This window comes from Erwinia mallotivora (assembly GCF_000590885.1).
Taxonomy (GTDB): Bacteria; Pseudomonadota; Gammaproteobacteria; order Enterobacterales; family Enterobacteriaceae; genus Erwinia; species Erwinia mallotivora.
This window is the reverse complement of sequence record NZ_JFHN01000013.1, coordinates 19356-43486: the sequence shown is the minus strand read 5'-3', so window position 1 is coordinate 43486 and position 24131 is coordinate 19356. Positions and strand designations below refer to the sequence as shown.

The window sequence follows — 24131 nt, the reverse complement described above, 5'->3', positions numbered from 1 at the left end:
TCACGCCTGTTTGATCATAAACTGGTAGATATTGTCCAGATCGTCCAGCTTACTGACATGGATCAGCAGACGGCGATTTTCCAGCCCGACGAGCAGAATGCCATCTTCAGACAAATTCAGGCTTTTCATTCGCTCCCAGTGGATAAAAACACCGGCGTGGTAAAAGCCGGATGCTTTCAGCAGCAGCCTGGGCTGCCTGAACCAGAACAGATACAGCGCCATAAACGCCAGAAGCATCAGCAGGATACGGGTGACCGCTGAACCATGATGAATCACGTTCTGATAAATCAGGATGGCAATCAGCCCGACGAAAATCAGGCTGTCCAGCCGGTTCCTGCGTTTCAGTTGTACCTTCAGACCGGTTTTACCCTTCAGGCGGTCAATAATGACTTCATCCCAGATGGCATACAGCAGAAACAGGGCGATAAACAGTGCAATGACACAATCAGTCAGCGTCATCCTTCCTCCTGAAAAAAACCGACATCCTTTCAGTTAACACGATGTCGGTTGTTGCTAAACGAATGCCGGGATATCCGGCATCCCAATTACACGCCCAGCAGGCCTGTCCAGTAGCCGAAAATGCCAATGACGAAGAAGCCCATGATGATCCACAGGGCGTTGACCTTGCGTCTGAGCAGCCACATGCAGCCAAAGGTCAGTAGCAGAGGGATCAGACCGGGCATCAACTGGTCGAGAATTGACTGCACGGTAGTGACCGTAGTCTTTCCGGTCTGATCGGTGATACGCGAAACCACCAGCGGGACGTTGACATGGGTCCACTTATTGACCAGCGCCCCCATGACAAACAGGCCAAGAATGGATGCCCCCTCAGTCAGCTTTTGCAGGAAGCCGCCGCCCATATCACTGACGATATCCACCCCTTTACGATAGCCGTAGGCTACGCCGTAATAGCGCACCAGCATTCGTACGAGGTTAAACAGCACAAAGAACAGCAGCGGGCCAAGCAAACTGCCACTCATCGCGATGCCCGCCCCCAGTGCGGCGAATACCGGACGGACCGTACCCCAGAAGATAGGGTCACCGACCCCTGCCAGCGGTCCCATCAGCCCCACCTTGATACCATTAATTGCGGCATCGTCAATTGGCGCACCGTTCGCCCGCTGTTCTTCCATCGCCATGGTGACGCCCAGTACCGGCGCGGCAACGTAAGGGTGGGTGTTAAAAAACTCCAGGTGGCGCTTAATCGCCTGACGACGTTGTTGGTCATTTTCAGGATAGAGACGACGGATGACCGGCACCATTGAATAACAGAAGCCGAGTGCCTGCATACGTTCAAAGTTCCATGATCCCTGGAAAAGGTTAGAGCGCAGGAACACGCCGCGAATATCTCCCGGCGTCAGTTTTTTCGGGCTGCCGACAGGCGCAGAAGTTGTGGTATCAACCATGGTATTCACCTTTTCTTAATCTAATTCGTTATCAAGGTCGTTAGCTACCGGACCTGAAGCCTGTGAACCCGCCACGCGGTTATATTTTGGGGCCAGCTGGATATAGAGCACCGCCATCACCACGCCAATGACACCCAGCGCGACCAGATTGAAACTGGTAAATGCTGCCGTGACAAAACCCAGGTAGAAGAAAGGCATCAGATAACCCGCGCGCATCATATTGATGACCATTGCATAGCCGACCACCACAATCATCCCCCCGGCGATATTCAGGCCATTGGTGACCACTTCGGGAATAGACTCCAGCATGCTTTGCACGATGCTGGTTCCAACAGAGACAGCCACAATCAACGCAGGAACAGCAATGCGCATGGCCTGCAAAATCAGTGCTGAGACGTGAATCCAGGAGATGGCGGAAAGATTGCCTTTCTCCGCCGCTTTATCTGCCGCGTGCTGGAAGGCAACGGTGATGGTTCGCACAATAATGGTCAGCACCTGTCCGGCGGCGGCCAGAGGAATGGCAAGGGCGATGCCGGCACCGACACTCTGACCACCGGCAATCACCAGAATGGTGGAAATAATTGAGGCGAGGGCGGCATCCGGGGCGACCGCTGCACCGATATTCATCCAGCCCAGGGCGATCATCTCTAAGGTACCGCCGATGATAATGCCGGTTTTCATATCCCCTAAAACCATGCCGATTAAGGTACAGGCCACCAGCGGCCGGTGAAACTGAAACTCATCCAGAATGGAACCCATACCGGCAATACAGGCAACAATGAATATCAGCACAATTTGAAGAGTGGTTATCTCCATTGTACTTCTCCTCTGACAGTAGTGAACTGAGTTAAACCTGACGAAGCAGGTAATAAAGTTGGGGGGTGGCTAGCGGGCCATTTTATTAATCAGATCCATCATTTTCAGCCGTTGATCGCTGGAAACCTTGCGTACTTCCAGCTCAATACCGCGTTCGTTGAGCTTTCTGAATGCAGCGATGTCTTTCTCATCGACGGAAACGGCATTATTTACCTGCGTCTTGCCCTGACGAAATGCCATCCCGCCGATATTCACGGAGGTAATTTTAACCCCTTCCTCCACCAGCCGTTCCACATCACCAGGGTTAGTAAACAGCAACATTACGCGGTCACTGGCATATTTCGGGTTGTTCCAGACGCGTACCATTTTGGCGACATCCACCACGTGGGCCGTTACTCCCGGCGGAGCTACCTGAGTCAGCAATGTTTTACGCACCTTGTCAGCCGCCACTTCGTCGCTGACGACGATAATACGACTGACGTTTGTTTCTTTGGTCCAGCGGGTAGCCACCTGGCCGTGGATCAGGCGATCGTCGATGCGGGCGAGGCCAATTTTCATATGCTCATGGGGGCCGGCGGGTTTTTGCATTGCCGGGGCTGGCGTGGGGGATCTGACCACAACGGGCTCAGGTTCCTTTGCTTTCAGCGCCTTAACGCCTTCGCGCCCGGCTTCCAGTGCTGTCGCGACCAGTTCGCTCAGCGTGGGATTGTCATCACGCGCCATTAATGTTTCGACCAGCATCGGAATATTCACCCCGGCGATCACTTCGTAATTATCTTTATCAACTACAATACGGCTGGCAGCGTTAAACGGACTGCCTCCCCAGGTATCGACCAGAAAAAGCACACCCTGGCTGGTGTCGGCATCGGCAAGTTTAGCCTGATATTTCTCAATCAGCGTCTCCGCATTTTCCCCGGGCACAAAATCAATCCACCCAACATTCTGTTGTTCACCGAGCAGCATTTCTGCGGTCTTCAGCAGTTGCTCCGCAGCCCAGCCATGCGTGCCGATAACAATCGCAATACTCACCTGCTACCTCCTTATGCGTGATTCCACGGCCGCGTAACGCAGAGCCGCATCATTATTCAGCTCAACGCGAACGCATTAAGCCTGAACATCAGGAACATGGATTTATTGCATTATGGTCAGCGCGGGTTACCCCGTTAAACCATCACGGACTCAGTTAATGAGACGGGAATTATTTTAGTTTGCGAAAAAATAAAATGTGTGACGATGCTCCGTAATTGAGACGCTCGTTACATTAACCGTCAAAGGTATTTTGAAACTGCAACACAAAACCGCTTAAAACAATGTAAATGTAAGAAAATATTTTGACGGCGGCTGAGTTGCTGATTACAGTACTGTTTCTTATTTAACACAGGAGTAACGGGCATCAGCCCTCCCTATGGACTGTCACCGACGTCGCTATATCATTTCTCCGGATTATCCGGCCCGTATTTCCCCGTCACCTGACGATATCTTTTCTCAATCCTGCGTTGCTTCGTGCTGTGCGATTTTGCGTTCGCCTGCTGCGTCTTACTGCACCTTTTTTCGGAGTCTGTAATGGAATTTCTTCTGGACCCCTCAATCTGGGCCGGTTTGCTCACGCTGGTTGTTCTTGAGATTGTTCTCGGTATTGATAACCTGGTGTTTATCGCCATTCTCGCCGATAAGCTGCCGCCTAAGCAGCGGGACAAAGCCCGCCTGATTGGCCTGTCGCTGGCGCTGATTATGCGTCTGGGGCTGCTGTCACTGATTTCGTGGATGGTCACTCTGACCCGACCACTGTTCAGCGTCGGTGAGTTCAGTTTTTCAGGGCGAGACCTGATCCTGCTGGTGGGTGGATTATTTCTGTTATTCAAAGCGACGATGGAGCTGCACGAACGCCTTGAGAATCGTGACCATGCGGACGGGGGTAACAGAGGCTATGCCAGTTTCTGGGCCGTGGTATTACAGATCGTCGTGCTGGACGCGGTGTTCTCGCTGGATGCTGTCATCACCGCCGTCGGGATGGTGAATAATCTGGCGATTATGATGACTGCGGTAATTATCGCAATGGGCGTGATGCTGCTGGCCTCTAAACCCCTGACCCGGTTCGTCAATGCTCATCCAACGGTGGTGGTGCTCTGTCTGAGCTTCCTCTTGATGATTGGTCTGAGCCTGGTGGCAGAAGGTTTCGGTTTTCATATTCCGAAAGGGTATCTGTATGCGGCGATTGGTTTCTCCATCCTCATTGAGCTGTTTAATCAGATTGCGCGGGTCAACTTTATGCGTAATCAGGCGCGTAAGCCGATGCGTGAACGTACCGCAGAGGCAATACTGCGCCTGATGGGGGGCCGTCGTAGTCAGGAAGCGAATCATGCCGAAGGGACGGAAGTCGCCCAGATACTGCCACAGGAAGCATTCAAGGATGAAGAGCGCTATATGATCAACGGGGTGCTGACCCTGGCCTCCCGTTCGGTGCGCAGCATCATGACGCCGCGTGGTGACATCTCCTGGGTGGATGCCGCACGGCCGGTGGATGAAATCCGCATCCAGCTGCTGGATACCCCCCATAGCCTGTTCCCGGTGTGTCGGGGTGAACTGGATGAAATTATCGGCGTGGTGAGGGCGAAAGAGTTACTGGTAGCCCTCGAACATGGCATGGACGTGGCAACCTTTGCGGCGGCGACACCGCCGATCATTGTTCCCGATACCCTCGACCCGATTAATCTGCTGGGTGTCCTGCGCCGGGCAAAAGGAAGCTTTGTGGTGGTGACCAGCGAGTTTGGCGTGGTGCAGGGGCTGATTACTCCGCTGGACGTGCTGGAAGCCATTGCCGGAGAGTTTCCTGACGAAGATGAAACGCCGGATATTATTGCCGATGGTGAGGGATGGCTGGTGAAGGGAGGGACAGATCTGCACTCTTTACAGCAACTGCTGGATACGCAGGGACTGGTCGATCCGGACCATGATCACGCCACGCTGGCTGGCCTGTTGATTGCGCAGAAAGGGCAGCTGCCGCGAGTGGGCGAAAGCATCGAACTGCCACCGTTGCGTTTCCAGATTCTGGAAGCGACGGATTATCGTATCGATCTGGTTCGTGTCACCCGCGAACGCGATGCGCATGATGAAGAAAGCGAAGCATAATCCTGTTGCAGGTCGCCAGATGGCGACCTGTTTTTCAGTGGTTAAGACTGTTTTTGTATTCCGTCAGCCATTCGGGGAAGTCGCCCAGAGGCATCGGGCGGGCAAAGAAATATCCCTGTAACACATCCACGCCTCTTTCCCGCAGATATTCTGCCTGTTCTGCCGTCTCAACGCCTTCCGCCACCAGACTGATATTCAGCCGCTGTGCCAGAGAAATCACCATATCCGTGACCGTGGCATTGATGGCATCGGTGCCGATTGCTGCGGTAAAAACCTTGTCAATCTTCAGCACATCCGGACTCAGCGTTTTCAGATAGGAGAGGGAGCTGTGGCCGGTGCCAAAATCATCGATCGCCAGTTTGACGCCGATTTTATGCAGATGGGAAACCACCCGTTGATCCACTGCGGGCAGGGCGTCGCGCTCGGTCAGTTCGACAATCAGCTGGGGCAGCGGGCTGGCGGGCCACCAGAGTTTTTGCAGATCGTCGATAATTTCCCGATCGCGAAAATGGCCGGAGGCCACATTAATCGCGATATGAAATGTGGGGCTGGTTGGCAGCGTGGGTAACTGACGAACGACTTCACCGAGCACGAAGCGGGTCAGGGAGGCAATCAGGTGATGTTGCTCTGCCAGGGGAATAAACACATCCGGTGGCACCCAGCCCTGGCGGGGATTATGCCAGCGCAACAGCAGCTCAATCCCATCGCAGTCGCCACTTCGTGAATTAATCAGTGGCTGGCAGTAAACCATAAATTCCCTGGCGGTAATGCCGTAGCTGATTTGCCAGGCGAGGCTCATACGATTTGCGGTTGCCAGCCAGACGATATAACCGGTCAGCAGGCTCAGCAACAGTGCCAGTGGCAGTTGCGAAGGCAGGGTAATCAGCGCCATCCGGCCAGGAGCCGGACCGAACAGCGTAATACTGAAGGGATAACGCAGCGAAGACTCCTGGTAGCTGACCTCGTCATCAGCGGGCAGGGCCTGTTCCAGCAGCGGATTACCGTATTCGAGACTTCGGCCGCCCACGTTAAAAATGGCGCGCTCAACCCAGGGCAGGGTTGGCTCAAGCAGATAGTTGCTGATCATTTCGATATTAATGATCTGAAGGATCCCTGAGCGGTTATCGGTATCCTGCGGCGTCCACAGCAGCAGGATTGGGGTCCCTTTCAGCAAATGCTCATCAATGCCAAGCATCATGCGCTGATTGTTTACCGCCAGTTCCGGATAGGTGCTGCTGAAATTTATCTCACTGCGGCCGTAGATGCTCGAACAGTACATGCTGTCCTTATCCACCAGGATAATTGAACGCACGGTCTGCAACGTTGCCAGCTTTTCGATCAGCGGAAAACGCACCTCATCACAGGGCAACCCTACCAGTCCCAGGGTATTGCTGGCAGCAACATCCAGGGGCGAAAAGAGGCGATCGAAGCGCTGGATGGCGTTGCCTGCAAAGGTATGGGATTGCTGTTCAATACGGCTTTTTTCTTCGAAAAAACGCAGGGCCAGGGTCAGGATAAGCACCAACGCGGCAACCGTCAAAGCGATCAGCAAGCGCTTACGGCGAAACTGTCCTAAAACTTCCTGGGACATTTGCATCAGTCATCACCCTTTGATCGAAACAATAATTCAGAAACCAAACCCCTGATATCGGCAGAATCAGTACTAAGTTTAGTCTTTATTGGCGGAAATGCAGGGCGAGCTAAAACAGTGAGTTGACTTACTATTTCCGTGAAATACATCGACTTTTTAAACCGGAAAACCCAGGCTGTCTGCACACTTTTATGCCTTCAGCCTGCGTCAGTCAGTTAAAAAAGAGCGGTAAAGCGAAATCAGAACGGCAGCAGACAATTAATCACACTGTACCTTAATAGCCAGTCCGCCACGCGAGGTTTCACGGTATTTAGCGTTCATGTCTTTACCGGTTTCATACATGGTTTCAATCACCTTATCCAGTGACACTCTGGCTTCGCTGGTGCGTCGCATCGCCATTCTGGCGGCATTAATTGCTTTCACTGAAGCAATGGCGTTGCGCTCAATACAGGGAACCTGCACCTGACCGGCCACAGGATCGCAGGTCAGCCCCAGATTGTGTTCCATGCCGATTTCTGCCGCCACGCAAACCTGCTCGGGGCTGGCCCCCAACAGTTCAGCCAGGCCCGCCGCCGCCATCGAGCAGGCGACGCCAACCTCTCCCTGACATCCCACTTCTGCACCGGAAATCGAGGCGTTCATCTTATAAAGAATGCCCACTGCGCCTGCGGCAAGGAAATAGCGGATAAAAATGTCGGGGCTGACTGACTGGATAAAGTGGTCGTAGTAGGCAAGAACTGCCGGGACGATGCCGCAGGCACCGTTAGTCGGCGCGGTTACCACGCGGCCCCCGGCGGCATTCTCCTCATTAACGGCCAGCGCAAACATATTAACCCAGTCAATAACGTTCATCGGATCGCTGGAGAGTTTGTCAGAAGAAACCAGCAGCCGACGCAACGCGGAGGCACGGCGCGGAACACGCAGCGGGCCGGGCAATACGCCCTCGGTATTCAGACCGCGATCGATACAGTCGCGCATGTTTTGCCAGACATCAGCAAAATAGCGCTCAATTTCTGCCTTGCTGTGCAGCGCCAGTTCATTCTTCATCATCATCCCGGAGAGGGAAAGACCGGTCTGATGGCAGTGTGTCAGCATCTCTTTAGCAGAATCGAAGGGATAGGGCACGGAAACTTCGTTAAGCGTTGACTGACCGAAATGGGCTTCATCAACGATAAAACCGCCGCCGATAGAGTAATAGACTTTGCTGAAAATGGACTGTTCGCCGTTAAACGCAGTGATGCGCATACCGTTTTCATGCAGTGACAGGTTTTCACTGCGAAACACCATCCCACCTTCACGCGGGAAAGCCACCTCATGGCGGCCATTGCCCAGCAGCAGGCGTTGCTGCTCCTCAACATCACGAATAAATGCCGGGATGCCATCAATGTCTACGGTTTCCGGTGCCGCGCCGGACAATCCCATAATGATGGCGATATCGGTATGGTGCCCCTTACCGGTCAGTGACAGCGAACCATAGACGTCAACGGCAATGCGCGTGACGTCAGTCAGGATACCCGCGCTGGTCAGTTCATCGACAAACAGTTTACCGGCTTTCATTGGGCCTACGGTATGGGAGCTGGAGGGGCCAATGCCCACTCTGAACATGTCGAAAACGCTAATCACACTCTGCTCCTTTAGCACACCGGAAATATTGGGAAACTGATGCGGTAATAGTAATCATCCGACCTCCGATCTTCGCATGAAATAAACTAATCAGGTTCAGACAAAAAAATTATGGCTGAATGCACCGATCGGGCTGTCAGTCAGAGCACTCAAAGGCTTTACCACTGACAGGAGGGGATGGTCCCGGAACCAGCGCTGCAATATATAGCATCAAAGCCCGTTTTGCAGTGGTTAAGTTGAACAGGAGAGATGTTGAGGGCAAAAAGCGACAGTAAAAAAAGACACTCAGTGCCGGATTGACAGCCTTATGCCTGCCAGAGGGCAGCAGGAGACTCAGGCGGGTTCAGTCAGCGACCTGCAAACTAAGCTGACGAATAATTCCGGCGGTCATGCCCCAGATAAAATAATGATCAAACCGGGACAGCCAGACTCGATGAGACAGGCCACCACGCCAGATATCCAACGACGAGTAGCGGTTCAGACGCAGTGCTTCCTGTAACGGCATCTCAAAAATGGATTCCACTTCCTCATCACTGGCCCGCCAGCGCAGATTGTCCGGCAGGATGCCAACAACAGGGGTCACCTGAAAGCCGCTGCTGCTGGTCACCGGTGGCAGTACCCCCAGTACATCGACACACTCTGGCGGAAGCGCGATTTCTTCCTGTGCCTCGCGTAACGCAGTGGCAATCAACGAAGGATCGTCCCTGTCCATCATACCGCCGGGAAATGCCACCTGGCCGGGATGCTTGCGCAGCGTGTTGGCTCGTCGGGTCAGTAACAGTGTGGGATGGCGGCGATTAACGACGGGCACCAGCACGGCAGCCTGACGACCCGCCACGCATGGCGTCTGCGTGGCGGGTGGCTGTAGCAAAAATCGACTGATGAAAGCGGCCAGCGTCAGCGGCACCTCAGACATCGTCGTTCCCCAGACAGGGCAGGATACGATTTATTTTATCAAAGGTTTCCTGATACTCGGCCTGTTCACTGCTGTCAGCCACAATACCGCCGCCCGCCGAACAGTACAGATGACCGTTTTCCGCCGTTAACGTGCGGATGGTGATACTGGTATCCATTCTGCCGCAAAAGCTGAGGTAACCAATGCTGCCACACCAGGCATTGCGCCGGTGCGGCTCCAGTTGATCAATAATTTCCATTGCTCTGACTTTGGGGGCCCCGGTGATTGACCCCCCCGGAAAACAGGCGCGCAGCAGGTCGCAGGCGGTCAGTTCAGGGCGCAGCCTGGCGGTGATGGTGCTGACCAGATGGTGGACGGCCGGAAAAGGCTCGACCACAAACAGCTCCGGCACCTGTACGCTGCCCGGACTCGCGACCCGGCCAATGTCATTACGCAGCAGATCGACAATCATGACGTTTTCCGCACGATCCTTTGGCGAGTTTGCCAGCTTGCTGGCCTGAGCAAGATCCTCAGCCGGATCGCTCAGACGTGGCAGGGTGCCTTTGATGGGTCGGGTCTGGATTAGCCGCCCGGTGATGTTCAGAAAACGCTCCGGCGACAGGCTGATAAGGGTGCTTTCCGGCAGGCGGATAAAAGCGCTGAACGGGGCACGGTTCTGTTGATTGAGCAGGCGGAAAGCCTGCCACTCATCACCGCAATAGCTGGCCCGAAAGCGCTGCGCCAGGTTTATCTGATAACAGTCACCACTCTGTAACCACTGTTGTATACGGCGGAATTTTTCTCCGTACTGCTCGCGGGTCATATTGGATACCCACGGGCTGGTCAGGCGGAACGGCTTACCGGTGTGCCGTGGTTTCAGCGTGGCTAACCAGTCAAGTCGTGAAGCCGGGTCGCCGTGGGTAATCAACGTCAGTTTTTTCAGCTGGTGATCGGCAATCAGCGCCCAGTGGTAAATGCCCACTGCCATATCCGGGGTAAAGAGATCCCGTTCTGCCTGTTGCGGCAGTTTTTCAAAACGACGCGCCAGATCGTAGCCAAACAGACCAAGCGCGCCGCCCTGGAAGGGATAGTCAGCGTTTTCATCGGCCTGCAACTGCGCATCCTGTAAGCTATTTTGCAGCAGAGAGAGCGGGTCTTCACCGCTTTCCGTCACGCTGTCGATACGGTGAACGGTGGTCAGGTTGCCCACGGTGGTCAGGGTGATTAACGGTTCGGCGACCATGATATCGAAACGATTATCATTGTGAGCGGCAAAGCCAGAGTGCAACAGCATTGCCCACGGCTGGTGGGATACAGCGCTGAACAGCTGTTCCAGAGCATCAGGCGTGTAGTGGAGAGAAGAGTAAACAGGCGGCATACAGTTTCAGGGTCGGCACAATATTTTCCCGTCAGCCTGGCATATTTTTCTGTTATTGGCATCTGTTTGTTCCTCGTGTGATAATCCGCGCAATCTCACAGGAGCAGATATGATCACTGGTTTACCGGCGCTGTCCCATGAACAGCAACAACAGGCTGTCGAACGCATTCAGCAACTGATGGCAGAAGGAATGAGCAGTGGCCAGGCCATTCAACTGGTGGCTGCCGAAATTCGTGAGAATCATACGGGTGGGATGATTGCCGCCCGTTTTGATGATGAAGATGAAGAGTAGGGATGATGATAAGAGGGCGCGGTAAGAACGGGCGGCACGCGGTTCTGCCGCGCCTTCTTTTTATGCTGCTGTGCGGTGGGCTGCCGGTTGTTGCTCATGCGGCTGCTGATGACTGGCGGCAACAGGCGACTGAATACCGCTTTGCTGCCCGTCACGCTGCCGGAAATGTTCACTATTTTGTTACCAACGCCGATAAAAGTTACCCTGTCACTTCTGTCCTGATTGTGATGCACGGTCATCCGCGCGATGTAGGCAGAACCCTCAGTGCCGCCAGACAGGCCGCCAGCGGTAATGCCTCCGCCAGCCATATCCCGATCGTCGCCCCTTTGTTTCAGGTTGCTGCTTCGCAGAATGAACGCTGTAAATCACCCGGTTTGCCTGCGCCTTCGGCGGGGGATGTGCTGTGGAACTGCCATTCCTGGCTGGAGGGGGGGCTGGATGAACAGGGTAAGCTGAGCGCCTTTGCCGCAATCGATCAGTTGCTGGCGCAGCTTAAACAGCGCTGGCCTGGGCTGCATCAGGTGACCTTTGCGGGTTTTTCTGCGGGCGGACAGTTTGTTCAGCACTATATTGCTTTTGCCCGCCCTCCGGCGGGGATACGGATGCGTTACGTGGTCGCCGATCCGGGAAGCTGGCTGTGGTTTGATCCCCGTCCGACCAACGGCTGCCGGCAGGTGAATCAGTGGAAATATGGAATGGAGAAGGTTCCCGCATGGTTGGTGGGGAGCGCAGAGGGCGCGAGGGATCGCTATCGTGCGGCAGCGGTAAGTTATCTGGTAGGGGGCGAGGATCAGGGCAGTGGACCGGGCAGGTATGAACACATTCTTGATAAATCCTGCGCCGCAGAGAGTCAGGGGCAATACCGGCTGGATCGTGCGGTCAATTATGCACATTATGACGCAGCGATGCTGAAGCCTGTCACGCCGCATCCCTTCGACGTGGTGCCGGGCTGTCGCCACGATGTGCGCTGTGTGTTTCCCTCTGATGCTGGCAGAGAGCGGCTTTTCAGCCGCTGACGCTTAACGGAGCAGGTTATCGGGCGGCGATAATCTTGATTTCCACCAGATAACCGGGATTCATCAATCCTGCCTGAACGGTACAACGTACTGGCGCATTGCCCGGTGACACCCAGGCATCCCATGCGCGATTCATCGCCGGAAAATCCTCTTTATTCACCAGAAAAATGGTCGCATCAAGAATGCGGCTCTTATCCGATCCTGCGCGGGTCAGCAGGCGATCAATGGCTGACAGGGCGTTGGCCGTTTGTGCCTCCGCATCCTCATCCAGATTGTCAGGCACGCTGGTGTAATAGACGGTATTGTTGTGAATGACAGCTTCGGACATCCGGTGTTCAACTGGCTCGACTCTGATTATTTCATCTGACATGGCAAAACCTTAATCATCATTTTTCACGCCCCAATCGGCGCGGCTCGGGTGTGGTAAAGTAACATCTCTGTGCCGCCTGTGCAGGTGTAATCTGTTGACTGACCGGCCCTGAATCAGCGGCCTGTTGCACCGGCGATGCCAGCCGGCTCCTGTTCAACCGGGATGATGTTCAGGCTACTTCAATGTGCAGATTGAGATGAGCGAAATCGACGGCATGACTTTTATCGCTCACCACCAGCACATCAATATCTTCACAGGGGGCAACTTTATACCTCGCCACCTGCGAAATTTTGTCGGCGGTCACCGCAGCAATAATTTCACTGCTCTGGGCAAGGACTTCCTTCTTAAAGCAGGCATCTTCATAGTTAACCGCACTCAGCCCCGCCTGAGGATCTAGCGCACAGACGCCGATAAATGCCTGATCGAAAACCATATTGCGGATTTGATTCACGGTATCTGAACCCAGCGCACTGCCAGTTTTGGGGTTGACTTTGCCTCCCAGTAATATCAGCTCGCCGCAGAGTCGCGGGCTGAGGGCCGCCGCTATCTGCGGGGAATTGGTGACAATGGTCAGTTCTGTCTGTGCGGGAATGTGTGCCGTCATGGCAAAATGCGTCGAACCGCAGTCGATAAAAATACAGCTGTCGGGCCGAATCAGCGCTGTACATTTTTCTGCCAGGCGTGATTTTTCCGTCATATTTTGTGCGGAGCGAATGTCAAAACTGGCCGACTGTTTCAGCTGACTGACCGCGCCACCATAGACTTTTTTGCACAACCCCTTGCGGGCCAGTTCCTGTAAATCCCGGCGAATAGTATGTTCGGAAACCCCCAGCTGACGGGCCATATCTGCGCCAATAACTCTGCCTTTCTCGTTCAGCATCTGGTGAATCAGCGACTGTCTTTCCTCCGGTAATGCATCATAATCGACCATAATCCGCCCTTAAACAGACATAAAGCTGCATAATACTGCTGAATATATCACGGGCCACGCTTTTGCCCCAGAGAGAACAGACGCGGGCGTTTCATTATCCGGCAATTGCGTCCCCATCAGCACGCTGACCTGTTATTAGGTGACGGTCAGCCCTTGTTGGCAGACCGGATGCCGTTATCGCGCTAAGATTATGTAATTATGCATTTTTTACGTTTTTGCATCCTGATGTACGGACTGACATAATAAGACGTTTTTTTTTGCTGGCAGTGAGGATATGTGGCAGACGACTTTGCAGCAGAGGGCGCGTTAGCGCAGGCCATCCCTGGCTTTAAACCGCGTGAACCTCAGCGCCAGATGGCTGATGCGGTCAGACAGGCCATTGAGAGTAAAAATGAGCTGGTGGTGGAGGCAGGGACCGGCACGGGCAAAACCTATGCATATCTGGCCCCGGCGCTGCGTTCAGGTAAAAAAGTCATCGTTTCTACCGGCTCGAAAGCCTTACAGGATCAGCTCTACAGTCGTGATTTACCCACCGTCGCCCGCGCTCTGAAATTCAAAGGTAAGCTTGCGTTGCTGAAAGGACGCAGCAATTACCTCTGTCTGGAACGGCTGGAGCAGCAATCGATGGCCGGGGGCGAACTGGTCGCCCAGGCAATGAGCGACCTGGTGCACCTGCGCGGCTGGTCGTCTGAAACCGTTGATGGCGACATCAGCACCTGTGGTGGCGTGACAGAAGACAGTCCACTCTGGCCGCTGGTCACCAGTACTAACGATAACTGTCTGGGCAGTGACTGCCCTCAGTACCAGGATTGTTTTGTGGTTAAAGCCCGTCGCAAAGCGATGGATGCTGATGTGGTGGTGGTCAATCATCATCTGTTTCTGGCGGATATGGTGGTGAAGGAGAGTGGTTTCGCCGAGCTAATCCCGCAGGCGGATGTGATGATTTTTGATGAAGCTCATCAGGTGCCGGATATTGCCAGCCAGTATTTTGGTCAGCAGATTTCCAGCAAACAGCTGCTGGATCTTGCCCGAGATATCACCATTGCCTATCGGACGGAAATTCGCGATATGCAGCAGTTGCAAAAATCGGCGGATCGTCTGACGCAGAGCGCGCAGGATTTCCGGCTGGCACTGGGTGAACCGGGGTTTCGCGGCAATCTGCGCGATATGCTTAATAATCCCAATACTCAACGCGCGTTATTACTGCTGGATGATGCACTTGAACTTTGTCATGACGTGACCAGAATGGCGCTGGGCCGTTCTGCGCTGCTGGACGCAGCTTTTGAACGCGCCACCCTTTATCGGGGAAGGCTGCGGCGGCTGAAAGATGTCAGCCAGCCGGGGTTCAGTTACTGGTATGAGTGTAGTGCCCGCCATTTTGTGCTGGCGCTTACGCCACTGTCGGTGGCTGAACGTTTTCGTGAAGTGATGGACGAACGTCCGGCCAGCTGGATCTTTACCTCGGCGACGCTGGCAGTGAACGAGCAGATGACCCACTTTGTCGAAAGGTTGGGTGTCAGCACGGCCAGAACGCTTATCCTTAACAGCCCCTTTGATTTTGCCCGTCAGGCCCTGCTGTGCGTACCGCGAAATCTGCCTGCCACTCATCAGCCCGGCAGTGCGAAACAGATGGCCCGGATGCTGTTGCCGCTGATTGAAGCCAACAATGGTCGCTGTTTTCTGTTGTGTACCTCCCGGCAGATGATGCGCTCTCTGGCGGAGGAGTTTCGCACTCTGCTGACCCTGCCGGTGCTGTTACAGGGGGAAACCAGTAAAGGGCAACTGCTGAAGCAATTTATTGCAGCGGGAAACGCGTTGCTGGTGGCTACCAGCAGTTTCTGGGAAGGGGTTGACGTCAGGGGCGATGTGCTGTCGCTGGTGATCATCGATAAACTGCCGTTCACCTCGCCGGATGACCCACTGCTTAAAGCCAGAATGGAGGATTGCCGACTGCGGGGTGGCGATCCTTTTAATGAGGTGCAGCTGCCCGATGCGGTGATCACCCTGAAACAAGGTGTCGGCAGGCTGATCCGTGACGTGGACGATCGTGGCGTGCTGGTGATTTGTGATAATCGTCTGGTGATGCGCCCCTATGGCGCGGTTTTCCTTAACAGCCTGCCACCGACGCCTCGTACCCGCGATATTCAACGTGCGGTGGCCTTTCTCACATCGCCGCCTCAAGGGTAATTTCATCCACAGTATGTTATGCTGCGCAGCGAATTTTTTCTCCTGCCTGAGGTCTTCATGTCCCCGCAAATTTTAGCCATTGATACGGCAACCGAAGCCTGTTCTGTGGCCTTACTGATGAACGATCAGATCAAAGCGCAGTTTGAGTTATGCGCCCGTGAGCATACTCAACGCATCCTGCCGATGGTGCAACAAATCCTGACTGAAGGTCAGACCACGCTGGCCCGGCTGGATGCGCTGGCCTTTGGCCGTGGTCCGGGAAGCTTTACCGGTGTGCGCATCGCTATCGGCATTGCGCAGGGCCTGGCGTTAGGGGCCGGGCTGCCCATGGTAGGCGTCTCCACCCTGAAGACGATGGCGCAACGTGCCTGGCGTCTGCATGGCGCGACGCGCGTGCTGGCGGCGACGGATGCGCGCATGGGAGAAGTTTACTGGGCTGAATATCAACGGGATGAGCAGGGGAACTGGCAGGGTGAAGAGACGGAAGCCGTGCTGAAGCCAGAGGCGGCAACGCAACGCATGTTGCAACTGACCGGTGAGTGGATGCAGGTGGGGACGGGCTGGGACGCTTATCCGTCGCTGGTGGCAATCAGTCATGGACTGCACTTACAGGGCTCAGACGTGTTCTTACCCTCTGCGGAGGATATGTTGCCGCTGGCGCGCGCGGCGCTGGCTGCGGGCAACACGGTAGCGCCCGAAGACGCAGAGCCGACCTATCTGCGTAATGAGGTGACATGGAAAAAGTTGCCGGGTCGCGACTGAGTGGCAGATACAGGTCAGGCGCAGTGGATAAGGTTCTGCCCGCGCTTTGGTCTGTTAGCCGGCCACGCAACTATTCCGCAGCGGTGCAGTCCAAGCTTTCGGTAACAGGGAGAACATTATGCGTAAACGTGTGGTAATGCAGTCTGGAAGTTTAGTTTTGCTGGCCGTTTTACTGGCCGGATGTGTCAGCGTCCCGGACTCTGTTCGTGGTAGCTCCCCCAGCCCGCAGCAGGATCTGGTTCGGGTCATGAATGCGCCCCAGCTCTATATCGGTCAGGAATCCCGCTTCGGCGGCAAAGTGGTGAAAGTTACCAATAAAAATGGTGTCACCCGGCTGGAAATTGCGGCGATGAGGCTGGATGATACGGCCCGTCCGCTGTTAGGTTCTCCGTCGATTGGCCGCATTTATGCCGATAACAAAGGTTTTGCCGATCCGGTAGATTTTAATAATCAGATGGTCACCGTGGTAGGACCGGTTACCGGCAGTGAAAAAGGGCAGGTAGGTCAGGCATCCTATAATTTCGTGACCATCAACGTCACCGGTTATCAGCGCTGGCATCTGACACAGCAGATTATTACGCCTCCTCAGCCGATCGATCCCTGGATTTGGTACGGTCCACCCCCAGGCCGTCATCGTGGAGGCTATTGGGGACCCCCTCCGGGCTATTTCTATAATCAGGGACCGGCTCAGGTGCAGACCATCCTGACGGAATAACCAACCTTATTTTACGTGCCCTGGCGACTGTGGCTCAGTTTCCGGGGCGTTTTTGTTGATTTACGCGGGTTGGAAGAAAATTAGTGATGGGCTTCGCAACCTTTTCACAGAGAGATGAGCTGACTGGTACGCTGAGTTAAAATAATGTTAACAAACGTGCCGGATCGAGATTGTGATGACTGTGAATAATCATTTCCGAGGTGTTTTCTTGAATAAGGTTTGGTTAAACCGCTACCCGCCAGATGTACCGGCAGAAATCAGCGCCGACCGCTATACATCCCTTATCGATCTGTTTGAACAGGCAGTAAAGCGTTACGGTGATCGACCTGCCTTTATCAACATGGGCCAGACGATGAGCTTTCGTCTGCTTGAAGAGCGGAGCCGGGCTTTTGCCGCCTATCTGCAACAGGGACTGGGATTGAAAAAGGGCGATCGGGTTGCCCTGATGATGCCCAACCTGTTGCAATATCCCGTGGCGCTGTTTGGCGTATTACGTGCCGGGTTGATTGTGGTCAATGTGAATCCCCTCTATACCCCTCGTGAGCTGTTGCACCAGCTGAATGACAGCGGTGCCAGTGCCATTGTCATTGTGTCGAATTTTGCCCACACCCTGGAAAAAGTCGTCGATAAGACGCAGATAAAGCACGTTATTCTGACTCGCATGGGCGATCAACTCTCGCCGGCAAAGGGGACACTGGTCAATTTCGTGGTGAAATACATCAAGCGTCTGGTTCCCCATTATCATCTGCCCGATGCCATTTCGTTTCGAAGCGTGTTGCATCTGGGACGGCAGATGCAGTATCAACGGCCGGATATCATTAATGACGATCTGGCTTTCCTGCAATACACCGGCGGCACTACCGGCGTGGCAAAAGGAGCGATGCTGACCCATCGTAATATGCAGGCCAATCTCGAGCAGACGCGGGCGACCTATGGCTCGCTGCTGAAGGATGGCCGGGAAACGGTGGTTACCGCACTTCCTCTCTATCATATCTTTGCGCTGACCGTGAACTGCCTGCTGTTTCTTGAGCTTGGCGGGACTGACCTGCTGATTACCAATCCGCGTGATATTCCGGGTATGGTGAAGGAGCTGTCAAAAGTCCGTTTTACCGCCATTACCGGCGTCAATACGCTGTTTAACGCGTTACTGAACGATAAAGCTTTTCAGCAACTGGACTTCTCAGACCTCAATTTTTCAGCGGGTGGGGGCATGGCGGTGCAGAAAGCGGTGGCAGAGCGCTGGGAAAAGTTGACCGGACACTATCTGCTGGAAGGGTATGGACTGACAGAATGCTCCCCACTGGTATCGGTTAACCCCTATGATATTCATGTTCACGATGGCAGCATTGGCCTGCCGGTGCCTTCAACCGACATCAAACTGGTTAACGATCAGGGGGAAGAGGTGAGCGAAGGCGAACCGGGAGAACTCTGCATCAAGGGGCCGCAGGTGATGCTGGGCTACTGGCAGCGTCCGGATGCCACCGATGAAGTGCTGAAAGATGGCTGGTTGCACAGTGGTGATATCGTCACCGTTGACTCTCAGGGATTTATTCGCATCGTCGATCGTAAAAAGGACATGATTCTGGTATCCGGTTTTAACGTCTACCCCAATGAAATTGAAGATGTGTTGATGCTTCACCCAAAAGTGCGGGAAGCTGCGGCAATTGGCGTACCGGGTGGCTCAGCCGGTGAAACCGTTAAAGCCTGCGTGGTGAAAAAGGATGCATCCCTCACCGCCGAAGAGTTGCTTGTTCACTGCAAGAAGCATCTGACCGGTTATAAAATTCCAAAGATAGTTGAATTCCGCGAAGATTTACCAAAAACTAATGTCGGAAAAATTTTGCGACGTGAACTGCGTGACGAGGCGATAAAGTTGCTTAAAGCGGGATGAACAACGCACTTCACTTTGCATCAAAAAGCGCCTAACGCCGGAAAACCCGGCGTTTTTACTGTTGACGAAAGTCTGTCACCCGGGCCCGGTTAACCTCTCGCAATGGCGAGTGCTAGTGCGGGTTACAGCAGGCAGAGAGGTGCAGGCCCTGTTAACCGCCCGGTGCGTAATAACAAAGCCGTCCGAAGTAAGGGCAATCTGGCACTAACCACACTGAGGTAAACACGCCACAGCGCGAGGAACATTTTGAATTACACCCTGATAACCACTAATGAAGCGCTGGCCGCGTGCTGCGAGGCTGCCGGTAAGGTATCTGCCGTCGCGCTGGATACCGAGTTTGTTCGCACCCGAACCTACTACCCCGGAGCGGGTCTGATCCAGCTTTATGATGGTGAGCATATTTCGCTGATCGACCCTCTGCCGATTACTGAATGGCAACCCTTTCGCGAACTGCTCAGCAACCGTGAGATCATTAAGTTTTTGCATGCCGGAAGCGAAGATCTGGAGCTTTTCCTCCATCAGTTTGGCATGCTGCCCACGCCAATGATCGACACGCAAATCCTCGCCGCGTTTAACGGCCATCCACTTTCCTGTGGCTTTGCCACGCTGGTTGAATCCTTCACCGGTATCGCGCTGGATAAAAGTGAATCGCGTACTGACTGGCTGGCACGTCCGTTGACCGGCAAACAGTGCCAGTATGCGGCAGCCGACGTCTATTATCTCCTGCCGATCGCCGAAAAGCTGATGGCCACTGCCCGGGCAGCAGGCAACATTGCAGCTGCGCTTAATGAGTGTGAATTACTCTGCCAGCGCCGACGGATGGTGACGGAACCCCTGGAGGCCTGGCGAGACATCACCAATGCCTGGCAGCTGCGCCCGCGTCAGCTGGCCGCGTTGCGTTTGCTGGCTGCCTGGCGGCTCGAGCTGGCTCGCGAAAAAGATATGGCGGTTAACTTCGTGGTGCGTGAAGAGAATCTGTGGAAAGTGGCGCGATTTATGCCGGGAAGTCTGGGAGAACTTGACCATCTTGGGCTGTCAGGCCAGGAAATTCGCTTTCATGGCAAAGCGCTGGTGGCGATGGTTGCCAGAGCAAATGAACTGGACGAGGGTGAATTGCCGCAGCCACTGAGCAATCTGATTGACTATCCCGGCTACAAACAAATCTTCAAATCGTTGAAGGCGCTGATGGCTGGAGTGGCAGAAAAAAATGGCATCAGTCAGGAGCTGCTGGCATCACGCAGACAGATCAATCAGTTACTGAACTGGCACTGGCAACTGAAACCGCGTGACCGGACACCGGAACTGCTGGATGGCTGGCGTGGTGAGTTGCTGCAGGCGGGGATCAGGGACATTCTGCACGATTAAGACAGAGGGCTCCCCTGCGAACCAGCAGGGGAACATCCGGGAGGAAAGAGGATCATTTCGGTGCTTCTTCCGCCTCCGGAAGCGTAACGTTTAGTTCCAGAATCGAAATATCATCATCATTTTGATCCAGTTTGACGCTGAGCATCTCTGGATCAATCTTCACGTATTTGCAGATCACTTCCAGAAGATCCTTTTTCAACTGTGGCAGATAATGGGGCTCACTGTCACCCCTTCTGCGTTCAGCCACAATGATTTGTAGCCGCTCCTTGGCTATATTGGCTGTGCTCTTTTTTCGGGATAAAAAGAAATCGAGTAAGGCCATGGTTTATCCCCCAAACAGACGTTTCAGGAAACCCTTCTTCTCTTCTTCAATGAAGCGGAAGGGGCGTTCTTCACCCAGGATACGGTCAACGGTATCAGCGTATGCTTTACCCGCATCAGAATCAGCATCCAGAATAACCGGCTCACCCTGATTGGATGCGCGCAGGACAGACTGATCTTCCGGAATAACCCCTGCCAGAGGAATGCGCAGGATTTCCAGCACATCTTCCATGCTGAGCATATCTCCACGATTCACCCGGCCCGGGTTGTAGCGGGTCAGCAGCAGATGCTCTTTAATCGGGTCCTGACCATTTTCAGCGCGGCGGGACTTGGAGGAAAGAATACCCAAAATACGGTCTGAGTCACGAACCGAAGAGACTTCGGGATTGGTGGTGATGATCGCTTCATCGGCAAAGTAGAGCGCCATCAATGCACCCGTTTCAATACCAGCGGGTGAATCACAGACGATAAAGTCAAACTCCATTTTGGCAAGGTCGTTCAGCACTTTCTCCACGCCATCACGGGTCAGGGCATCTTTATCACGGGTCTGAGAGGCTGGCAGGATAAAGAGATTATCTGTGCGTTTATCTTTTATTAATGCCTGATTCAGCGTGGCATCGCCCTGAATCACATTGACGAAATCGTATACCACCCGGCGCTCACAGCCCATAATCAAATCAAGGTTACGCAGGCCGATATCAAAATCGATCACCACGGTTTTTTTACCTTTCTGGGCTAAACCGGTAGCGATGGCCGCGCTGGACGTGGTCTTTCCCACGCCTCCTTTACCTGAAGTCACTACAATAATGCGTGCCATAAAATAATTTCCTTAAGAAAAGAAAGGGCTGGTGAACCTGCTCAGTTCAGTGCCTGTATAGTCAGGGTGCCGTCTTTTAAGCAAAGACGCGACGCTTTTCCAAAAAATTCAGCAGGAATTTGATCCATAATCCAGTATTCACCGGCAATGGAAACGAGCTCCGCTGATAAGCTGGTGCAAAAAATCTGGCAATCACGGTCACCGCTGGCACCCGCCAGCGCACGTCCGCGCATCATGCCATAAATATGAATATTCCCATCGGCAACCAGCTCGGCCCCGGCGCTGACGCTGTTAGTGACAATCAGATCGCTGTTTTTGGCATAAATCTGCTGTCCGGACCTGACCGGGGTACTGATTACTTTGGTTTTGATTGCGGGTGTTTCACTGGGTTTAACCACCTCAGCGGCTTTTTTCTGCTCTTTGCCTTCCGAAAGAAGGGGCAGACCAGAACGAACAATGATGCGTTTCAACTGTTCATCTTTACATCCGCTGACGCCGACAACATGCAATCCACTGGCGGTGACCGCCTGCTGCATCTGTTGCCAGTTAACTTCGCTGCTCAGTGAAGCAACGTTCAACACCACAGGGGCATTTTTCAGAAATGCTGGCGCCTGACTGACTTTGTCCTGTAATGCCTGACCAACAATATCGGCATCATTGTGGTGTAAATGAACAACAGACAGAGTAAAACTGCTGCCTTTCAACTCTATTGGCGTTTGTGACATCTGTCGCGCTCATTCCTGTTATTTCGTTTCCCCGCTAAATCATGCCTGAAGAGAGACATTTAATCGCGGCGGAACAATATTCTTAAGTTCTGCAAGCATGTTATAGTTACTGCTATATTCAGGCAAGTGAGCAGCCAGCTTAATTCAGGTAAAAATATGTTTTGTGCAATCTACAGAAGTCCCCGACGCGATCAGACATATCTGTATGTCGAAAAAAAAGACGATTTCGACCGGGTCCCGTCTGAACTGCTCAACGGCTTCGGGCGGCCCCAGCTGGCAATGATATTGCCGCTTGACGGTTCGAAACGTCTTGCCAGTGCTGATTTAGCAAAAGTGAAAAGCGCTCTGCAAGAGCAGGGCTATTATTTACAGGTTCCACCTCCGGTAGAAAATTTGCTTAAGCATCATCTGGCGGATGATAAAAAAAGTTAACCGGGATGCGTCGGTAAAATATTTTATTCATGCATCAAGTCGTGAATTTAAATTGTCGCCAGGATCCATCTTAAAATGTGTGGGGATAACAATCTGTCTGATTGCAGAGACATATTCGTTACCCGGACAGCGTTTTTCTCACGCAGGACCATGAAAGGATGCTCAATGACTGACCATCCGTTCTTATCACAGGAAGGGGAGTTTTATGTATCAGCATCATAACTGGCAGGGCGCGTTGTTAGATTATCCGGTAAGTAAGGTGGTTTGCGTTGGCAGTAATTACGCAAAACACATTAAGGAAATGGGCAACGCAGTGCCTGCCGAACCGGTATTATTTATCAAACCAGCAACGGCATTGTGTGATATACGCCAGCCACTTTCGATTCCTAAAGACCTCGGTGCCGTCCATCATGAGGTTGAACTGGCGGTATTGATTGGTTCTGATTTAAAACAGGCGTCTGAGGAGCATGTTGCTAAAGCTATTGCCGGGTATGGCGTGGCGCTTGATTTGACGCTGCGTGACGTGCAGGCAGGTTGCAAAAAAGCAGGGCAGCCCTGGGAGAAAGCCAAAGGTTTTGATAATTCCTGCCCGATTTCTGGTTTTATCCCGGTAAGCGAATTTAATGCCGATCCACAGAACATTGAGCTGAAACTGATGGTTAATGGTGAGGTTCGCCAGCTGGGGAATACGCAGGATATGATCCACAAAATTTTGCCATTAATTGCCTATATGAGCCGCTTTTTTACCCTGCGTGCCGGTGACATTGTGATCACCGGAACGCCAGAGGGTGTGGGTCCGATGTTTTCGGGTGACAGGCTGGAAGTGTCGCTGGGCGGTTATGGCGTGGCCACGCGCGTTCTCTGAAACTTGCATCTCAGGCCCGAACTGTTTATAAGGTGCGGGTTTTCTCTCAACCGGACAACTAACATGACTGAGACCCCTTTCTGGCAGCGTAAGACGCTGGAACAAATGAGCGACGAGGAATGGGAATCCCTCTGTGATGGATGTGGAGAGTGCTGTCTTAATAAATTACAGGACGCCGATACGGATGAGATTTACTTCACCAACGTCGCCTGTAACCTGCTGAATATCAAAACCTGCCAGTGCCGTCATTATGAGCGGCGTTTTGATTACGAAGAAGACTGCATCAAGTTGACCCGCGAAAACCTGCCCACATTTTCCTGGTTACCACCGAGTTGCGCTTATCGTGTGCTTGCCGAAGGTAAAAACTTACCTGTCTGGCACCCGCTGCGCACGGGCTCAAAAGCAGCCATGCACGCCGCCCGCATTTCCGTCAGACATATTGCAGTGCGTGAAAGTGAGGTCAGAGACTGGGAAGATCATATTATTAACCGTCCCCATCGCTGACAAAAAAACCGCCTGACAAAGGCGGTTTTTTTATTCCGGTTGTTTATCCGCCAGCCTGTGGCTGGCCAACTGGTCCACTTCCACCGGGTGCACCGGGTGG

At 53.5% G+C, this 24131-nt stretch carries 24 protein-coding genes; 11 read left to right on the top strand and 13 right to left on the bottom strand.

Features of this window, described 5'->3' with window-relative positions; all coding sequences use genetic code 11:
- The 4 genes from BG55_RS00850 to manX all read right to left on the bottom strand — a co-directional run bounded on the left by BG55_RS00850 (position 1) and on the right by manX (position 3251).
- The gene (locus BG55_RS00850) at positions 1-459 is read right to left on the bottom strand and encodes a DUF986 family protein (RefSeq protein ID WP_034933201.1); all 459 of its coding nucleotides are present in this window, start codon (positions 457-459) and stop codon (positions 1-3) included.
- 86 nt (positions 460-545) lie between these two features.
- Positions 546-1406 carry a PTS mannose transporter subunit IID gene (locus BG55_RS00845; protein ID WP_034933199.1) on the bottom strand — a complete coding sequence of 287 codons (861 nt, stop codon included), beginning with the start codon at positions 1404-1406 and terminating at the stop codon, positions 546-548.
- Between the two features lie 15 nt (positions 1407-1421).
- Positions 1422-2222: a PTS mannose/fructose/sorbose transporter subunit IIC gene (locus BG55_RS00840; protein WP_034933197.1), complete on the bottom strand. Its 801-nt coding sequence runs from the start codon at positions 2220-2222 to the stop codon at positions 1422-1424.
- A 69-nt stretch (positions 2223-2291) separates the two neighbouring features.
- Positions 2292-3251: a PTS mannose transporter subunit IIAB gene (gene manX / locus BG55_RS00835; protein WP_034933194.1), complete on the bottom strand. Its 960-nt coding sequence runs from the start codon at positions 3249-3251 to the stop codon at positions 2292-2294.
- Positions 3252-3785: 534 nt separating this feature from the next.
- Here manX and BG55_RS00830 point away from each other — a divergent pair.
- Complete coding sequence (locus BG55_RS00830) at positions 3786-5351, top strand: TerC family protein (RefSeq protein ID WP_034933192.1); 1566 nt, start codon at positions 3786-3788, stop codon at positions 5349-5351.
- 34 nt (positions 5352-5385) lie between these two features.
- On the opposite strand, the gene BG55_RS00825 is transcribed toward BG55_RS00830, so the two are convergent.
- From BG55_RS00825 to pabB, 4 genes are all read right to left on the bottom strand, one after another.
- Entirely contained in the window at positions 5386-6948 is a 1563-nt protein-coding gene (locus BG55_RS00825; protein WP_034933188.1) for a cyclic di-3',5'-guanosine monophosphate phosphodiesterase PdeD, read from the bottom strand.
- Positions 6949-7200: 252 nt separating this feature from the next.
- Positions 7201-8565 (bottom strand): L-serine ammonia-lyase, encoded by a 1365-nt coding sequence (locus tag BG55_RS00820; protein ID WP_034933185.1) that lies wholly within the window; start codon positions 8563-8565, stop codon positions 7201-7203.
- 343 nt (positions 8566-8908) lie between these two features.
- Entirely contained in the window at positions 8909-9481 is a 573-nt protein-coding gene (locus BG55_RS00815; RefSeq protein ID WP_034933182.1) for a CoA pyrophosphatase, read from the bottom strand.
- Positions 9474-10838 (bottom strand): aminodeoxychorismate synthase component 1, encoded by a 1365-nt coding sequence (gene pabB / locus BG55_RS00810; protein WP_034933179.1) that lies wholly within the window; start codon positions 10836-10838, stop codon positions 9474-9476. Before pabB ends, BG55_RS00815 begins: the two co-directional genes overlap by 8 nt.
- Positions 10839-10947: 109 nt before the next feature.
- Here pabB and BG55_RS00805 point away from each other — a divergent pair, with 109 nt between their 5' ends.
- Positions 10948-11130, top strand: a complete 183-nt coding sequence (locus tag BG55_RS00805) for a YoaH family protein (RefSeq protein ID WP_034933175.1) — start codon at positions 10948-10950, stop codon at positions 11128-11130.
- A 2-nt stretch (positions 11131-11132) separates the two neighbouring features.
- Entirely contained in the window at positions 11133-12146 is a 1014-nt protein-coding gene (locus tag BG55_RS00800; protein ID WP_235192691.1) for a hypothetical protein, read from the top strand.
- A gap of 16 nt (positions 12147-12162) precedes the next feature.
- On the opposite strand, the gene BG55_RS00795 is transcribed toward BG55_RS00800, so the two are convergent.
- Together BG55_RS00795 and BG55_RS00790 are read right to left on the bottom strand one after the other, a co-directional pair.
- Entirely contained in the window at positions 12163-12516 is a 354-nt protein-coding gene (locus BG55_RS00795; protein WP_034933172.1) for a RidA family protein, read from the bottom strand.
- 169 nt (positions 12517-12685) lie between these two features.
- Complete coding sequence (locus BG55_RS00790; protein ID WP_034933168.1) at positions 12686-13447, bottom strand: DeoR/GlpR family DNA-binding transcription regulator; 762 nt, start codon at positions 13445-13447, stop codon at positions 12686-12688.
- A gap of 276 nt (positions 13448-13723) precedes the next feature.
- On the opposite strand from BG55_RS00790, the gene BG55_RS00785 reads away from it, so the two are divergent.
- The 5 genes from BG55_RS00785 to rnd all read left to right on the top strand — a co-directional run bounded on the left by BG55_RS00785 (position 13724) and on the right by rnd (position 20367).
- Positions 13724-15634 (top strand): DNA repair helicase YoaA, encoded by a 1911-nt coding sequence (locus BG55_RS00785; RefSeq protein WP_034933166.1) that lies wholly within the window; start codon positions 13724-13726, stop codon positions 15632-15634.
- A 57-nt stretch (positions 15635-15691) separates the two neighbouring features.
- Entirely contained in the window at positions 15692-16396 is a 705-nt protein-coding gene (tsaB, locus tag BG55_RS00780) for a tRNA (adenosine(37)-N6)-threonylcarbamoyltransferase complex dimerization subunit type 1 TsaB (protein ID WP_034933254.1), read from the top strand.
- A 118-nt stretch (positions 16397-16514) separates the two neighbouring features.
- The gene (locus BG55_RS00775) at positions 16515-17111 is read left to right on the top strand and encodes a Slp family lipoprotein (RefSeq protein WP_034933163.1); all 597 of its coding nucleotides are present in this window, start codon (positions 16515-16517) and stop codon (positions 17109-17111) included.
- A 208-nt stretch (positions 17112-17319) separates the two neighbouring features.
- Complete coding sequence (fadD, locus tag BG55_RS00770; RefSeq protein ID WP_152542560.1) at positions 17320-19002, top strand: long-chain-fatty-acid--CoA ligase FadD; 1683 nt, start codon at positions 17320-17322, stop codon at positions 19000-19002.
- Positions 19003-19248: 246 nt separating this feature from the next.
- Entirely contained in the window at positions 19249-20367 is a 1119-nt protein-coding gene (gene rnd, locus BG55_RS00765; RefSeq protein WP_200871585.1) for a ribonuclease D, read from the top strand.
- A 52-nt stretch (positions 20368-20419) separates the two neighbouring features.
- Here the strand turns inward: rnd and minE are convergent, their stop codons facing one another.
- Genes minE through minC form a run of 3 tightly spaced genes read right to left on the bottom strand, consistent with a single transcriptional unit; the run spans position 20420 to position 22230 of the window.
- Positions 20420-20689: a cell division topological specificity factor MinE gene (minE, locus tag BG55_RS00760; RefSeq protein ID WP_034933158.1), complete on the bottom strand. Its 270-nt coding sequence runs from the start codon at positions 20687-20689 to the stop codon at positions 20420-20422.
- A 3-nt stretch (positions 20690-20692) separates the two neighbouring features.
- Positions 20693-21505 carry a septum site-determining protein MinD gene (gene minD, locus BG55_RS00755; protein ID WP_034933155.1) on the bottom strand — a complete coding sequence of 271 codons (813 nt, stop codon included), beginning with the start codon at positions 21503-21505 and terminating at the stop codon, positions 20693-20695.
- 41 nt (positions 21506-21546) lie between these two features.
- Positions 21547-22230, bottom strand: coding sequence for a septum site-determining protein MinC (gene minC / locus BG55_RS00750; protein WP_034933152.1), 684 nt, complete (start codon positions 22228-22230; stop codon positions 21547-21549).
- Between the two features lie 156 nt (positions 22231-22386).
- Here minC and BG55_RS00745 point away from each other — a divergent pair, with 156 nt between their 5' ends.
- From BG55_RS00745 to BG55_RS00735, 3 genes are all read left to right on the top strand, one after another.
- Positions 22387-22662 carry a YcgL domain-containing protein gene (locus BG55_RS00745; RefSeq protein ID WP_034933149.1) on the top strand — a complete coding sequence of 92 codons (276 nt, stop codon included), beginning with the start codon at positions 22387-22389 and terminating at the stop codon, positions 22660-22662.
- Between the two features lie 205 nt (positions 22663-22867).
- Positions 22868-23527 (top strand): fumarylacetoacetate hydrolase family protein, encoded by a 660-nt coding sequence (locus BG55_RS00740; RefSeq protein WP_034933146.1) that lies wholly within the window; start codon positions 22868-22870, stop codon positions 23525-23527.
- 63 nt (positions 23528-23590) lie between these two features.
- The gene (locus BG55_RS00735) at positions 23591-24031 is read left to right on the top strand and encodes a cysteine cluster protein YcgN (RefSeq protein WP_034933142.1); all 441 of its coding nucleotides are present in this window, start codon (positions 23591-23593) and stop codon (positions 24029-24031) included.
- Positions 24032-24131: the final 100 nt, after the last annotated feature.

What these genes read in the sequence shown, in the direction of transcription:
- BG55_RS00850 (WP_034933201.1), bottom strand. Translation starts at nt 459, where the DNA reads ATGACGCTGACTGATTGTGTCATTGCACTGTTTATCGCCCTGTTTCTG.
- BG55_RS00845 (WP_034933199.1), bottom strand. Translation starts at nt 1,406, where the DNA reads ATGGTTGATACCACAACTTCTGCGCCTGTCGGCAGCCCGAAAAAACTG.
- BG55_RS00840 (WP_034933197.1), bottom strand. Translation starts at nt 2,222, where the DNA reads ATGGAGATAACCACTCTTCAAATTGTGCTGATATTCATTGTTGCCTGT.
- BG55_RS00830 (WP_034933192.1), top strand. Translation starts at nt 3,786, where the DNA reads ATGGAATTTCTTCTGGACCCCTCAATCTGGGCCGGTTTGCTCACGCTG.
- BG55_RS00825 (WP_034933188.1), bottom strand. Translation starts at nt 6,948, where the DNA reads ATGCAAATGTCCCAGGAAGTTTTAGGACAGTTTCGCCGTAAGCGCTTG.
- BG55_RS00815 (WP_034933182.1), bottom strand. Translation starts at nt 9,481, where the DNA reads ATGTCTGAGGTGCCGCTGACGCTGGCCGCTTTCATCAGTCGATTTTTG.
- pabB (WP_034933179.1), bottom strand. Translation starts at nt 10,838, where the DNA reads ATGCCGCCTGTTTACTCTTCTCTCCACTACACGCCTGATGCTCTGGAA.
- BG55_RS00805 (WP_034933175.1), top strand. Translation starts at nt 10,948, where the DNA reads ATGATCACTGGTTTACCGGCGCTGTCCCATGAACAGCAACAACAGGCT.
- BG55_RS00800 (WP_235192691.1), top strand. Translation starts at nt 11,133, where the DNA reads ATGATGATAAGAGGGCGCGGTAAGAACGGGCGGCACGCGGTTCTGCCG.
- BG55_RS00795 (WP_034933172.1), bottom strand. Translation starts at nt 12,516, where the DNA reads ATGTCAGATGAAATAATCAGAGTCGAGCCAGTTGAACACCGGATGTCC.
- BG55_RS00790 (WP_034933168.1), bottom strand. Translation starts at nt 13,447, where the DNA reads ATGGTCGATTATGATGCATTACCGGAGGAAAGACAGTCGCTGATTCAC.
- tsaB (WP_034933254.1), top strand. Translation starts at nt 15,692, where the DNA reads ATGTCCCCGCAAATTTTAGCCATTGATACGGCAACCGAAGCCTGTTCT.
- BG55_RS00775 (WP_034933163.1), top strand. Translation starts at nt 16,515, where the DNA reads ATGCGTAAACGTGTGGTAATGCAGTCTGGAAGTTTAGTTTTGCTGGCC.
- minE (WP_034933158.1), bottom strand. Translation starts at nt 20,689, where the DNA reads ATGGCCTTACTCGATTTCTTTTTATCCCGAAAAAAGAGCACAGCCAAT.
- minD (WP_034933155.1), bottom strand. Translation starts at nt 21,505, where the DNA reads ATGGCACGCATTATTGTAGTGACTTCAGGTAAAGGAGGCGTGGGAAAG.
- minC (WP_034933152.1), bottom strand. Translation starts at nt 22,230, where the DNA reads ATGTCACAAACGCCAATAGAGTTGAAAGGCAGCAGTTTTACTCTGTCT.
- BG55_RS00745 (WP_034933149.1), top strand. Translation starts at nt 22,387, where the DNA reads ATGTTTTGTGCAATCTACAGAAGTCCCCGACGCGATCAGACATATCTG.
- BG55_RS00740 (WP_034933146.1), top strand. Translation starts at nt 22,868, where the DNA reads ATGTATCAGCATCATAACTGGCAGGGCGCGTTGTTAGATTATCCGGTA.
- BG55_RS00735 (WP_034933142.1), top strand. Translation starts at nt 23,591, where the DNA reads ATGACTGAGACCCCTTTCTGGCAGCGTAAGACGCTGGAACAAATGAGC.